Origin of the sequence: Streptomyces violascens (genome assembly GCF_014649955.1) — a bacterium.
In the GTDB taxonomy this organism is placed as follows: Bacteria; Actinomycetota; Actinomycetes; order Streptomycetales; family Streptomycetaceae; genus Streptomyces; species Streptomyces violascens.
In genome coordinates this window covers 609,813-622,076 of the sequence record NZ_BMUA01000001.1, presented here as the reverse complement: position 1 = coordinate 622,076, position 12,264 = coordinate 609,813, and the positions used below count along the sequence as shown (strand labels likewise).

Sequence of the window (12,264 nt, the reverse complement as noted above, 5' to 3'; positions counted from 1 at the left end):
GGCCTTCGCCATGCCGAACACGTCATGGGCACCGTCTTCTCCTTCGACATACGTGACCGGCCCACCCCCGAGGTCCGCGACGCCCTGGCCGAGGCCGTCGCCTGGCTGCACCACGTGGACGCCGTCTTCTCCACCTACCGGCGCGACAGCGCGATCAGCCGTATGGCGCGGGGCCACATGGGCGTGAGCGACCGCCCGTCCGAGGTGGCCGACGTGCTCACCCGCTGCGAGAAGGCCGCCGCCGCCACAGACGGCTGGTTCAGCCACACCCCCGGCGGCCGACTTGACCCCTCCGGTCTGGTCAAGGGCTGGGCCACCGAACGTGCCTCACAGATCCTGTACGACGCCGGGGCCCGGAACACCTGTGTCAACGGCGGCGGCGACCTCCAACTCAGGGGCGAGGCGGCCCCGGGCAGCGCATGGCGCATCGGCATCGCGCACCCCCTGCACCCCGGCCAACTCCTGACCGTCGTCACCGGCCGGGACCTCGCCGTCGCCACCTCCGGCACCGCCGAACGCGGCCACCACATCCTCGACCCACACACCGGGCTGCCCGCCATGGGCCTCGTATCGGTCACCGTGACCGGGCGCCACCTCACCGAGGTCGATGCATACGCCACCGCGCTCTTCGCCATGGGGGACGCGCCGGCCCGGACCTGGACCCGGGCCCACAGCGCCTACGAGACGTTGCTGGTGACCTCGGCGGGCGACGTGTGGCAGAGCGAGCACTTTCCCGCCGCCCGACACGACAACCCGCCTACATGTCACGGTGGTTGATGTGTGACGAAGACATGGTGCCGCAGCCCACTGGTCCGGGTCGACGCTGCCGGCGGCAAGCGAGCAGCATGGCTATGCGAGCGTGAGCAGCACCTCGTCGATGTCCTGGCCGCGGGCGAACGCGAAACCCCGGCCGCGCCCAGTGACGACGAAGCCGCACTTCTCCAGTACACGGATCGAGCCGGTGTTGTCGGCCGCCGCGTGCGCGAACAGCGGGCGGGCGCTTTCGAGGCCCACCAGCTGCGCCAGGGCCGCGGTGGCGATGCCTCGGCCCCAGTGCACCCGGTCGATCCAGTACGTGACTTCGCGCTCGTCCGGCGGACCGTAGACGGCGGCATGGCCGACCACCACACCGTCGGCCAGCACGGTGCGCATCGTGACCGAAGCATCGCCACGCACCCGCGCCCAGTGGGCGTCGAACTCCTTCCGGTCGTAGTTGTACTCCCGGGTGACCGCGGCGACCTGCTGCGCCTCCGGGTCGGAGAGCTGTTCCCACAAGGCGGGCAGGTCGCTGTCCCGCACCGCGCGCAGGGCGATCGCCACGGTCATCAGGACGCGGGCCCGGCCGGCGGGGCACCCGTGGTCGCGGCCTGGTACAGGGCCTTGGTGGCGGCGCCGAAGTACGCGCTGTAGGAGACCTGCGGGGTGTTCCCGCCGGTGTGGTAGCCGCCGATGACGCCGATCACCGCCCACCCGCCGGGCCGCGCCACCAGCATCGGGCCGCCACTGGTCCCGCCCACGAAGGCGTCGCAGGCGATGCGATCGAAGGTGCCCGGGTCGGCCGGGTCGTCGCTGACCCACTTCGTGGTCCAGCTCAGACACTCCAGCGGCTTCTGCGCGCCGCCGGGGTAGCCGATCATCCGCACCGGGGCATGCGAATACCCCGAATCGACGAGCAGCTGGACCGCGCCGGCCGCGTCCTGGATGAGCTTCCCGTCCTGGTTGGGCTCGGTGACCGCGAACCCGAAGTCGTAGGCGGCGCCCGCGTGTTCGCCCCGGTCGTAGTACTCCTGCGGCACGTACACACCGTTGTCCTCGACGGGGAAGATCCCGAACGGTGTGAGCCCGTCGTGGTACTGCGGCACGAAGGCCAGATGACGCTTGGGGGAGGCGCCGGAGTACCCCTTCAGGCAGTGCCCGGCGCTGAGGACCAGATTGTGGCCGGGGCTGCGCACCACCGATCCGCTGCACGTACGCCCCGTACCCGAGGCGTCGGTCCAGAAGAACGTGCCGGCCTGCGGGATGCCGTCGAAGCTCCTGCTCGGCGGGATGAACTCGCCGGGCCGGGGCCCGTCCACGGTGGGCGAGGCGGTGCCGGCCGATGTGGTGCCGGCCCCCGGGGAACCACCCCGGTCCGTTTCGTCGGGCAGAGCCGCCGTCATGCGGGCCGGCGTCCAGTAGGCGCTCAGCTCGGCCGCGTCCGGGTTGGGCGGGGTCGGGGCGTCCGCGGCGAACGCCGCCGGACCGACCCCGGCGGACAGCAGCAGGACGGCCGTGATCGCGGTGGCCTGCCGGATGATCCTGTTCCTACGCACCATCAGTACCCCTCGGTCCGGACACATATGACGGCTCACCATACGGCTGGCGCGGTTGCGGGCAGAAGTGCCCGAAGTTGCCCGGGCGCGGCGCGTCGGTGACATGGTGGCCCCACCCATCGCGAACGGCTGGTATGGCTTTCAGCCACATGGGCCGTCAACCGGGCAGCGGATCGAACGCCTGCTGTGCGGCGCGCCGCCACCGGTTGGCGGGCAGCGTGGGACGCAGCACGGCGAACGCGCCGCAGTACTTGGTGAACACGGCGGGCCGCACCCGGTGGGCGTGCAACAGCCGGTCCGCCTCGGTGAGATGCTCCGCGGACTTCGTCTCGACCAGCACGAGACCACTGGCGCAGCGCACCATGCGGTCCGTCCGCAGATCGACGCACACGAGCCCGGCATCACACGTGATGCGCTGCCCGTCGGCCACGAACGTCGACCGGAGATAGTCGGTGGAGAGCGAGGGCCGCAGCGCGGTGGGCGCGTCGATCGCGTAGGCGTGCCTCAGCGTGTCGGCGAGGAACGCCTGCTGTGCGGTGCCGAGCGGAGTGTCCTCGCCGTTCAGGGGGCAGCGGTGTTTGACGGTGTCGCCGCGGGCGCCCTTGAGCTTGATCTCGAACTGCCGCTCTCCGCTGTCCTCGTAGACACGTTCACGGATCTTGAAGCGCAGGCGGCGGCCCTGGCGGTGGTCGTGGAAGGAGCGGAGCCCCGGGGTGTCGTAGTAGACCGAGTGGTAGCGGAAGGCGCGGCGGCCGTCGATGGCCAGTGCCCGGAACGACCCGCCGGGACGGCGGGCCTCGGTGAGCCGGCCGACCACCCGCAGGAAGGTGTCGGCAGGCACGAGATAGCTGCGGTCGAACCGTGTGAGCAGTGAGGACCGCTCGTTCAGCTCGGCCAGCGAGATCGGGTCGGCTTCGTACGCGGCCTCGTTGATGGCCCGTACGGCTTCCGCGGCCGGCGGAGCCGCTGTCTGGATGGTCATACGGAGTCCAGTGCGGGCGCGGCCGGACGCAGGGTCTCGACAGAACCGGTCTGCTGCCCGGCCGGCCTCGGCTCGGGCTCGCGATAGCGGACGTCGACGACCATCAGATCCCGTACGAAGTCGATCTCCATCACCGTCCAGTGCAGGGGCTCGCCCAGGCGACGGGCGAGGTCGGCCCGCAGGGCGGCGGGGTCGGTGTGGACGGTGTCGAGCGTTATGACGGTGCGCCGGGCGCGGGCGAACAGGCGCGGGTGGTCCGCCGCGTAGACGACAAGGAGCAGAACGGCGCTGAGTGCCGCGGCCAGGGCGAGCCCGAGGTGCGGCAGACCGCAGATGAGGCCGAGGACCAGGGTGGTGAAGTAGTAGGCCACTTCCTCGTGTTGGACGGCATCGGAGCGCAGCCGGATGATCGAGAGGACTCCGAAAAGACCGAAGCCGAGTGCCATCCCGCCGCTGCCGCCCACTTCGGCGAGCGCCGCGACGATGGTGAACAGGGCGACGTTCAGGGCGAGATACGCCGGTACGAGATCGCGCCGTCGGTGCCTCGGATAGTAGATCGCGAACGTGAGCAGGCAGATGGCAGCGAGGTCGAGCCCCAGATGGGCAGCGAGATGGCGTAGTGAATCCATGGCTCCGGTTCCTGTGCGTGTACGAGTCCGTACGTGTGTGGACGGGAAGAGAACCCAGACTCTAGGAGGCCGCAGGGTGAACGTTCGCCAACTTGTCAGTAAATCCAACGGATCATTGATGTATCCGAGTGATCATTGGCCAATACGGCATCTCGGCTGTCCCGTTCGGCCCTCTTGCGGGCCTCTCGCCGGGTGGTGATTCCGCACCTTGTTCGGGCCGTTGGGCATCCGCCCCGTGACCACCCGCACCAGGCGCCATAGGCAGATCGCTATGGCCGCGTTCCCTGGACGGCTCTTGGACGGAGGCGGCCCGGGCCTGTTCTGCTGGAGCCATGCGAGACAACACGACACGCTTTGCCTCCGTCCGACGGCCACATATGCCTTCCCGTGCGAAGTGGCCCGCCGCGCTGCTTGCCCTCGCGGTCCTCACCACCGGTACCGCCTCCACGGTGCAGGCGGCCGAGGCGCAGGACCGGACCACCACACAATCCCCGTCGACGCCGGCGCCATTCCATGTGGGTGGCACACATGACGTCGCGGGCGAACTGAGCCGCCTTGAGACGACACACCACGTACGGATCGGCGCGTACGCCCTCGACACCGCCACCGGGCGGACCGTCGGCTACCGGGGCAACGAGAAGTTCCCGTCCCTGTCCACCTTCAAGGCCATGGCGTGTGCCGCCGTCCTCGACAAGGCCCGGCGCTCGGAGCCGGGGCTGATGGACAAGGTCATCCACTGGAAGAAGAGCGACGAGGTCCCGAACTCCCCTGCCACCGAAGGCAAGGGCGACAAGGGCATGACAGTGGCCGAACTCTGCCGTGCGGCCGTCACCCGGAGCGACAACACGGCGGGCAACCTGCTGCTCGGCCGGATCGGCGGCCCCCAGGGACTGACCCACTACTACCGGTCCCTCGGCGACCCCGTCTCCCGGCTGGACCGCTGGGAGCCCGAGTTGAACGACTGGAAGCCCGGCGAGCGACGCGACACCACGACCCCCGCCGCCATGGGCCGAAACCTCGCCAGGACCTCCCTCGGCAGCGGCCTGGTACCCGCGGACCGGGACCGGTTGAACGGCTGGCTCCGCGCCACCGTCACGGGCGACGAACGCATCCGGGCCGGCCTGCCCAAGGACTGGACCGTCGGCGACAAGACCGGCACCAGCGACGCCTACGGATCGGCCAACGACATCGCCGTGGCCTGGCCGAAGTCCGGTCACCCGGTGATCATCGCGATCTACACCAACCACACGACCGCCGACGCCACCGCGGACAATGCGGTGATCGCGAGCACGGCTTCCACGCTGGTGCACGGCCTCGGTGTGCAGTAGACCGGCCGGGGGCTCAACTGCTCTGCGTGTCAGCCCTGTTGGTGATGGCTGACCACACATCCCGAGCCACGGTATGTGGGTCCAGGGTGGCGTCGACCACCAGGTCGCAGACGTGACGCACCGGCTCGACGTGGCGCGTGTGGGCGTCCCGGCGGTGCTCGACGTAGTTCCGCAGGAGCACGTCGAGGGGGAATCCCTCGCTCAGGCATTTGCGCCGGATTTTGCGTGCCAGACGCAGGTCGGCCGGCAGGTCGACGAACACATCGAAGCGGGCGTGCGGGGTACCCGGGGCTATGTGGTGGGCAAACATGCCGTCGACGATGACGTACGCGGCGGTTGCCAGAGCGGCGTCGGCGTCGCGGCCGAGGCGCTCGGCGTCCATGGAGCGGGGATCGCCGACATCCAGACGTGGCGTCCCGGCCTCGTCGGGCGCCCATACCCCGCGATCCGGGGTGTGGAAGTAGTAGTCGTCGCCGTGCAGAACCCGTACGGGAGTGTGGGGCGCGGTCTCCACCAGTGCCGCGGCCAGCGTCGTCTTGCCCGCGCCCGCGCCTCCGGTCAATGTCAGCAGCATCCCACTCTCCCCGCTCTGCTCGTTGCGACGGCCGGTCGCATCCCGGCCCTCCCCGTTCGTGATGCCGGCCGATGATCGCACGGGGGCTTGTGCGGGGCGGGGCGGCGAGCGTGGCTGCCATCAGTGACCGCAGCCCGAGCCGCCTTCCGGCGCGTCCCGGCGTGCCGCTGACGCACGGTTCTGCCAGGGTCGGCCTGGTACGTACCCCCGTGGCGCGGTGCCCTCACGCGCGGCACCCTTCGCACAAGGAAGTGAGAGCAAGGCATGGAGAAGTTCTCCCTGGAAGCAATCGCCCGCGCTCAGCTGAAGGCGGCCCGGGACGCCGGGGCCGGGCGCAGCGCGTCCACGGTGATCGGCGGGCACGAGCGGGTGCTGCGGCAGACGGTCATGGCGCTGACCGCGGGGAACACGCTCGGCGAACACGGGCTAGGGGGAGAGGCCACGCTCCTGGTGTGGTCCGGCCGGATCCGGCTCGTCGCCGGGGACGACAGCTGGGAGGGCCGGGACGGCGATCTGCTGGCCGTGCCCGGCACGGCGCACACCGTGGAGGCGCTGGAGGACTCGGCGTTCCTGCTGACCGTGGCGATGACCTGACCCGACCTAGTCCACTCCTTGTGTTCGCCTCCCACATACATTCCGATCCAGGTCCCGATTCAGATCCCGATACGCGCCCTCATGCGCGTCAGCGGCGTACCAGAACCGCATGGGTGACGGTCGCGGAGCTGGTCAGTTCCGCGACCCGGTAGCCGTCGACCCCGTCGCCCAGATTGTCGAGCAGGCGCTCGCCGCGGCCCGCGAGCATGGGCGCGATGGCCAGGTGCAGCTCGTCGACGAGCTGGGCGCGGAGGTACTGCTGGACAGTGTCCGGGCCGCCTCCGATGCGTACGTCCTTGCCGGCCGCGGCGTCGAACGCCCGCTCAAGGACGGTCTCGACGGGCTCGTCGCTGAAGTGGAAAGTGGTCCCGCCCTCCATGGGCAGTGACGGCCGCAGGTGGTGGGTGCGTACGAACACGTCGTGGTGGTAAGGCGGGTTGTCGCCCCACCAGCCCGTCCACGACTCGTCCTGCCAAGGGCCCCGCAGGGGGCCGAACATGTTGCGGCCCATGATGGTGGCGCCGATGTTCTCCTCGCTGCGCGCGACGAAGTCGACGTCGATGCCGGTCCTGCCTTCGGCGCGGTCCCGCATCGCGGCGAACATCCAATCGTGGAGGCCGTCCACGCCGTCGCCGAAGGGCGCGTCCAGGCGCTGGTCGGTCCCGGTGGCGAAGCCGTCGAGGGTGATGGTGAGGTTGTGTGCGCGCAGCTTGGGCATGGCGTTCTCTCCTTGGCCGGACGGGACGGCAGGTGGGCGGGGCGAGGGGGCCGGCACTCGGTGCGCGGCGGTTGCCACACATGACTCCTGCTCTCACCCGTGCGTCGAATGGGACACGGCCGATTCGACACGTCCCCCGAGAATTCTCCGAAGACCTTGTCGGCGTGGCCACCGGAGCGGTACAGATGCTCGCGATCGGGTGCTAGGGTCCGGCGCTCGAGCCCACACGCTCGGGTCCGGTGCCGAATCGCTCTCGTCTGGAGTCGCCGCATGACCGAGCCCGCCTACCTGGCCGCCATCCGGGAGTCGTACGACAACGTCGCCGACGTCTATGTCGAGCGCGTCATCACCCCGGCGGAGCTGGACCCGCTGTCACGCGGGATGCTGAACACCTTCGCCGAGCTCGTGCGGGGCTCCGGTGCCGGACCGGTCGCGGACGTCGGATGCGGGCCCGGCCGGGTGACGGCGCACCTGACCCTGCTCGGGCTTTCCGCGTTCGGCGTGGACCTGTCGCCGAGGATGGTCCAGCTGGCCCGGGAGGCTCATCCGGAGCTGCGGTTCATGGAGGGTTCGATCACCGCGCTGGACATCGCCGACAATGAGCTCGCGGGGATCCTCGCCTACTACTCCACACACCACACCCCGCCGGAGCGGTTGCCGTCGGTGTTCGCCGAGTTCCACCGCACCCTCGCGCCCGGCGGCCACCTCATGTGGGGGGACTACATAGGCAACGACGAGCACATGTGCCCGAGGCAGGCCTGGGACCGCCCGGTGTCGTACGAGTCCTACTTCCTGCCGCTGGACCGCACGGCCGAGCTGCTGCGCGAGGCCGGTTTCGTCGTCACCGCGCGCATGGAGCAGGAGCCGGACGGCCGGGTGAAGCGACGCCACGCCTGTCTTTTGGCGCGCAAGGCGGAAGCGTAATTCCTCAGGGCGGCGGGGCGAGTGGCGGGATGGCGCAGTTCTCGCCCGCTACCCCGCCAGGCCGTTGAGGATCTCCTTCGGGCGGCCACCCGGCGCCCCCTCCCGTCTTCAGCGTGCGCCACAGCCAAGGGGGGCTCGAAGTGGTCGTTGGCCCGGCAGCCCAGGTTCTCGTACGTGTTGACCTTGGTGTCCGGATCGGTCTTCAGGAGGCGGTACTTGCAGGCCTTCTTGATGTAACTCCCCTTGACCCCGCCGGGGAAGTCGATCTCCTTGTTCCACAGGTACGGGGACTGATACCCGTTGAGGTGGGCCGTGGCGCTCACGTCGATGCCGCCCGGAGCCTCGATCTCGTAGACCCATCCCGTCTTCGCCGCACCGTACGTGGCGAACTTCTCCGCCACCCACTTCTCGCAACTCGTGCTGACGTGCGCGGTGTTCTGGCCGCCGCCCTTGACGATGTACTCGGCGAGCGGGGTGACCGTCTCGCCTCGCGGGGTGAAACCGTCGTCGAAAAGCTGCTGCACGTTGTCCCGGGTGTCGCCCCGCCAGAGCGTGTTGGCATCGTCGCGCCACTGCCAGTTCTCGTCCTGCGCCGCATGCCGGACGGCCGGGGCGATGGACTCGGACGTGGTGGTTCGCCACCAGTCCGACGGGTGGAACCGGCCGACCGGCCCGCAGGGTCCGGTGTCGGGGGCTTGTGCCCGTGCCGTCGTGGCGTGCTGGACGGTCGCGTCGGCGGGAGCGGCGACGGTCAGCGAGGCGGCGGCCAGGGACGTGGCGGCGAGGACGCGCAGAGCGGTCTTCAACAGCGGCGGGCTTTCGCCCTGAGCGTGATCGGTTGTGGCCGGGGGAGGTGAGGGTGAAGCGTGCGGGGATGACTCCGGCCATCGCTCACCTCAGCGATCCGCACATCACATCCGGCGCGCTGGCCGGTACTCCGGCCGAGGCCCTGAGCCGTACGCTCGGCCGTGTCCTCGCGCTCGATCCGCAGCCGGACGCCGTGATCATTACGGGCGATCTCGTCGACCGCGGCCGCCCCGAGGAGTACGTGGTACTGCGGGAAGTCATCGGCGGGTTCCCGTTGCCGCTGCATCTCGTCGCGGGCAACCACGATGACCCCGAGGCCCTGCGGGACGCCTTTGGCGGCACCCCATTCCTGGGCCACACACACGACACACACTATGTGGTGGACCACCCCGCCTTCACCGTCGTCGTTCTGGACTCGAAGGTGGCGGGATCACCCGGTGGCCACGTGGGGGCAGCCCAACTGGGCTGGCTGGACGAGGCACTTGGTCGCCGACCGGACATGCCGGCACTCGTCTGCCTGCACCATCCGCCCATCCCCGTCGGGATCCCTTTCCTGGACGGGATGCGGCTGGCCGATGGTGATGGTCTGGCCGAGGTGGTCGGACGGCATCCGCACGTCGCGCTGGTCCTCGCGGGCCATGTCCACCGGTCCGTCACCGCCGCCTTCGCGGGCAGCACCCTGGCCGTTGCCCCCAGCACATACCTCCAGAGCGGGCTCGCCCTGCGCGGCGAGATCCCCAACTACCTTGCTGAACCCACCTCTTTCCTGCTCCATATGGGTGCCGGACCCATGTGGGTCACCCACACCGTCTCCGTCAGCCATGCGGCCGCTCCAGTCGCCACGTGGCCGTCCGGCCGATGACAGGACGGCCACATGGTCCTCCGGGCCATGCCGGAACCGCGGCCCTGATCCCGTAAAGCGGCCGCGTCAGGCGGTGAACCCCACATGAACGTGGTCGTGGTGGGTGTTGTCGGAGAAGAACTGATTCGCCGTGGCGCCGCCCGTCAACTGCACGGGGCCGCCGACGTTGTACGAACCGGCTGCCGCCGCGGCCCGCATGAAGGCGGTGATCAGGCTGCGGGAGGTCGCCGGGTCGACCACGGGGTGGCCGTCGATGCGCCATACGTCGAAGGCCCGGCCGAGTGGATGGTCGCTGGGGCGATCGGTGCCGAACACATCCAGCGGGTGTCCGGAGCGTACGACGCTGACCGACAGCCGGTAGGCGCCCGCCAGTTGGAGCATCGCGCGCAGCACACTGTCGTGCACGGCACCGCTGCGGATGTCGGCGGCGGAAGCGGGCGGCAGCTCGATCCGGGACTGGGCGAGCACCTCCCGTGCCGGCGGGGCCAGCGGTTTCGCCGGGCCGGGTGCCGCGGGGTGCAGGGCGGTGACACGCCAGCCGGCCGAGCCGCGGCTGAGCCGTACGTCGACCGTGGTGCCGCCGGGCCCCACGGTCGTACCCGTCAGGGTGGGCTGGTCGCACACCACCAGAACGCTCGCCGTGTCGGACAGGATCCCGCCGTACTGGGCGTCGATCACCCGGACGACCGCCGCATCCGCCGTCGGCATCAACGACCCGGCCTGGGCGGCCAGTCGAGACGCCGTGGAAGCGGGGATGCCCAGGGCCGCGGCCCGGTCCGCCCCCGCTTGCTCGCCGCTCTGCCCGACGGGCCACGTACCCAGTGCCTCGACGAGTTGGACGGCGGCGAGCTTGGCCGCCGGCTCGATCTCACCGGCCCCCGGCCGCCACGGCACGGCCCGGGGCAGCCCGGAGCCAGGGCTCTCGGAGGCAGACGGAGACATGGTCGCGGGCGCGATGGCGGTGGACGGCGTGCCCGAGCCCGTGGCAGATGAAGAGGTGGAGGCGGCCGACGACGTCTTCGCCCCGCCCGAGCACGCGACGGCGCTCACACACCAGGCCGCCGTGCCGAGCAGCACCGTACGACGCGCGAAGGTGCCGGGCGGCGGATGCTGGCAGGGCGGGGGAGGCAGGACCATGACCGGCTCCTCGGGCGCGCGGCGTACGGAAACGCCGCCAGTATCCGCCCCCCGCGCGCCCCTTTGGCGGTGCGCCTCGCCGGGCGACCGACCGGAACTGTGCCGGTGGGCCGGGCCCCGGAGCGCCGCCTGACGACGGGGTCCTGGCAGACTGCGCCGGCCGCGCGGGTCATGATGGGAGCCGCGGCGCCGAGGACAGCGCTGATCGCAGTACCGACCGGAGTACTGCTCGGAACACGAGGAGTGCCATGGCCCGCAGGGTCCACCAACCGCTGGAGAACCAGGAGTTCGACTTCATCCTCGGCATGACCGACGGCCCGGTGCTCGCGTACTTCTGCGGGACCTGGCCGAAGGCCGTCAAGGCGTGTAAGGAGATGGACGAGGTTGTGGGGGAGGCCGCGGAGGCGTACGCGGGACGCCTGACCGCCGTCAAGGTCGACATGACGCGGTGTCCTGGCCCCGTACAGCGGTACGGAGTCACCGGAGCGCCCACCGTCGTCCTGATCAAGGGCGGGGAGGCGGCGGCCACGGAGGCGGGTCCGATGGACGGACCCGCGTTGAAGGAATTCCTGGACAGCAATCTCTGAGAAGGCCGGGGCAGCCCGGCTCAGGCCCTGGTGGCGACCGTCACCACAAGCGGGGGCAGCCTGCGCTCGGCCGCCCAGTCGCGGCTGTGCGCATGCTCCGGGTCGGCGACGCCTTCCGCCTCGTCCGGAGTCGGGTGGTGCTGTGCGGCGGTGGTGAACCCCGCGCGTTCCAGGAGGTCCAAGATCGCGGCGGGGGGCCAGGCGTGGTTCGGCATGGTCTGCCAGGTGCCGTCGGTGCGACGCAGGCGTACGGTCATGGGCTGGCCGGGGTGGTAGGCGACGCCGGGCTCGCCGACCCGCAAGGAGGCGTACTCGACGCCGCTGCCCGCGGGGTCCGTGGTCAGGAGGACGAGCGGGGCTCCGGGCCTCAGCAGCCGGTGGATCTCGCCGAACACGCCGAGGACGGTCTCCTCGTCCGGCAGCGACGCGAGGACGTGGTTGCACATCGCGGCGTCCGCGCAGGCATCGGGCAGCTCGTCCGCCCGGCCGTCCGTGACCAGGTGGTACTCGGCCCCGGGGGTGCCCTGTTGGCGGGCCAGGACAAGCATCTCCTCAGATGCGTCCACGCCGATGATCCGCATGCCGAGCCGCCGGGCGGCCTGGTCGGCGACGCGCCCCGGCCCGCATCCGAAGTCGAGCAGCGCCCCGCCCGCCGGGCTGTTCTCGGCCAGCGCCCGGAACACGAACGGATAGCCGACCAGCCAGTCGGTCGCCGCGTCCACCGCCGCGAAAGCCCGCGCGCCCTCGCGCCCGGCCCAGGCCCGCTCGCCTGCTGGTTCCTGCGGCATGGCCTGGTCCCGCCTCTCGGAT

General features: G+C 70.7%; 14 protein-coding genes and 1 pseudogene. 6 read left to right on the top strand and 9 right to left on the bottom strand.

What is annotated here, in order from left to right; genetic code table 11:
• The first annotated feature begins 24 nt into the window (after positions 1 to 24).
• The gene (locus tag IE206_RS02925; RefSeq protein ID WP_189960766.1) at positions 25 to 777 is read left to right on the top strand and encodes an FAD:protein FMN transferase; all 753 of its coding nucleotides are present in this window, start codon (positions 25 to 27) and stop codon (positions 775 to 777) included.
• A gap of 72 nt (positions 778 to 849) precedes the next feature.
• Here IE206_RS02925 and IE206_RS02920 read toward each other — a convergent pair whose 3' ends face one another.
• The 4 genes from IE206_RS02920 to IE206_RS02905 form a co-directional block, all read right to left on the bottom strand.
• Positions 850 to 1,326, bottom strand: coding sequence for a GNAT family N-acetyltransferase (locus tag IE206_RS02920; RefSeq protein ID WP_189960275.1), 477 nt, complete (start codon positions 1,324 to 1,326; stop codon positions 850 to 852).
• Positions 1,326 to 2,315, bottom strand: a complete 990-nt coding sequence (locus IE206_RS02915) for a trypsin-like serine peptidase (RefSeq protein ID WP_189960274.1) — start codon at positions 2,313 to 2,315, stop codon at positions 1,326 to 1,328. Before IE206_RS02915 ends, IE206_RS02920 begins: the two co-directional genes overlap by 1 nt.
• Positions 2,316 to 2,469: 154 nt before the next feature.
• Positions 2,470 to 3,294, bottom strand: coding sequence for a polyphosphate polymerase domain-containing protein (locus IE206_RS02910; RefSeq protein WP_189960273.1), 825 nt, complete (start codon positions 3,292 to 3,294; stop codon positions 2,470 to 2,472).
• Positions 3,291 to 3,923 carry a DUF4956 domain-containing protein gene (locus tag IE206_RS02905; protein WP_189960272.1) on the bottom strand — a complete coding sequence of 211 codons (633 nt, stop codon included), beginning with the start codon at positions 3,921 to 3,923 and terminating at the stop codon, positions 3,291 to 3,293. The genes IE206_RS02910 and IE206_RS02905 overlap by 4 nt, the downstream gene beginning before the upstream one ends.
• A 377-nt stretch (positions 3,924 to 4,300) precedes the next feature.
• Between IE206_RS02905 and bla the strand changes: the two genes are divergently transcribed.
• Complete coding sequence (gene bla / locus IE206_RS02900) at positions 4,301 to 5,251, top strand: class A beta-lactamase (RefSeq protein WP_189960271.1); 951 nt, start codon at positions 4,301 to 4,303, stop codon at positions 5,249 to 5,251.
• A gap of 13 nt (positions 5,252 to 5,264) precedes the next feature.
• Here the strand turns inward: bla and IE206_RS02895 are convergent, their stop codons facing one another.
• Complete coding sequence (locus IE206_RS02895) at positions 5,265 to 5,825, bottom strand: uridine kinase family protein (protein WP_189960270.1); 561 nt, start codon at positions 5,823 to 5,825, stop codon at positions 5,265 to 5,267.
• Positions 5,826 to 6,089: 264 nt separating this feature from the next.
• Between IE206_RS02895 and IE206_RS02890 the strand changes: the two genes are divergently transcribed.
• The gene (locus tag IE206_RS02890; protein ID WP_189960269.1) at positions 6,090 to 6,419 is read left to right on the top strand and encodes a cupin domain-containing protein; all 330 of its coding nucleotides are present in this window, start codon (positions 6,090 to 6,092) and stop codon (positions 6,417 to 6,419) included.
• Between the two features lie 88 nt (positions 6,420 to 6,507).
• Here IE206_RS02890 and IE206_RS02885 read toward each other — a convergent pair whose 3' ends face one another.
• Positions 6,508 to 7,137, bottom strand: coding sequence for a dihydrofolate reductase family protein (locus tag IE206_RS02885; protein WP_189960268.1), 630 nt, complete (start codon positions 7,135 to 7,137; stop codon positions 6,508 to 6,510).
• 270 nt (positions 7,138 to 7,407) lie between these two features.
• On the opposite strand from IE206_RS02885, the gene IE206_RS02880 reads away from it, so the two are divergent.
• On the top strand, positions 7,408 to 8,061 hold the full coding sequence (locus IE206_RS02880) for a class I SAM-dependent methyltransferase (RefSeq protein ID WP_189960267.1): 654 nt from the start codon (positions 7,408 to 7,410) through the stop codon (positions 8,059 to 8,061).
• Between the two features lie 218 nt (positions 8,062 to 8,279).
• Here the strand turns inward: IE206_RS02880 and IE206_RS43545 are convergent.
• A pseudogene (locus IE206_RS43545) lies at positions 8,280 to 8,867 on the bottom strand (scabin-related ADP-ribosyltransferase); the annotation flags it as partial.
• 68 nt (positions 8,868 to 8,935) lie between these two features.
• Between IE206_RS43545 and IE206_RS02875 the strand changes: the two are divergent.
• Positions 8,936 to 9,730, top strand: a complete 795-nt coding sequence (locus IE206_RS02875; RefSeq protein ID WP_189960266.1) for a phosphodiesterase — start codon at positions 8,936 to 8,938, stop codon at positions 9,728 to 9,730.
• A 66-nt stretch (positions 9,731 to 9,796) separates the two neighbouring features.
• Here IE206_RS02875 and IE206_RS02870 read toward each other — a convergent pair whose 3' ends face one another.
• A complete protein-coding gene (locus tag IE206_RS02870) occupies positions 9,797 to 10,867 on the bottom strand; it encodes a hypothetical protein (RefSeq protein WP_226598673.1) in 1,071 nt (356 codons plus the stop codon).
• Positions 10,868 to 11,115: 248 nt separating this feature from the next.
• On the opposite strand from IE206_RS02870, the gene IE206_RS02865 reads away from it, so the two are divergent.
• Positions 11,116 to 11,454 carry a thioredoxin family protein gene (locus tag IE206_RS02865; protein ID WP_189960265.1) on the top strand — a complete coding sequence of 113 codons (339 nt, stop codon included), beginning with the start codon at positions 11,116 to 11,118 and terminating at the stop codon, positions 11,452 to 11,454.
• A gap of 20 nt (positions 11,455 to 11,474) precedes the next feature.
• Here IE206_RS02865 and IE206_RS02860 read toward each other — a convergent pair whose 3' ends face one another.
• Entirely contained in the window at positions 11,475 to 12,242 is a 768-nt protein-coding gene (locus IE206_RS02860) for a class I SAM-dependent methyltransferase (RefSeq protein WP_189960264.1), read from the bottom strand.
• Positions 12,243 to 12,264: the final 22 nt, after the last annotated feature.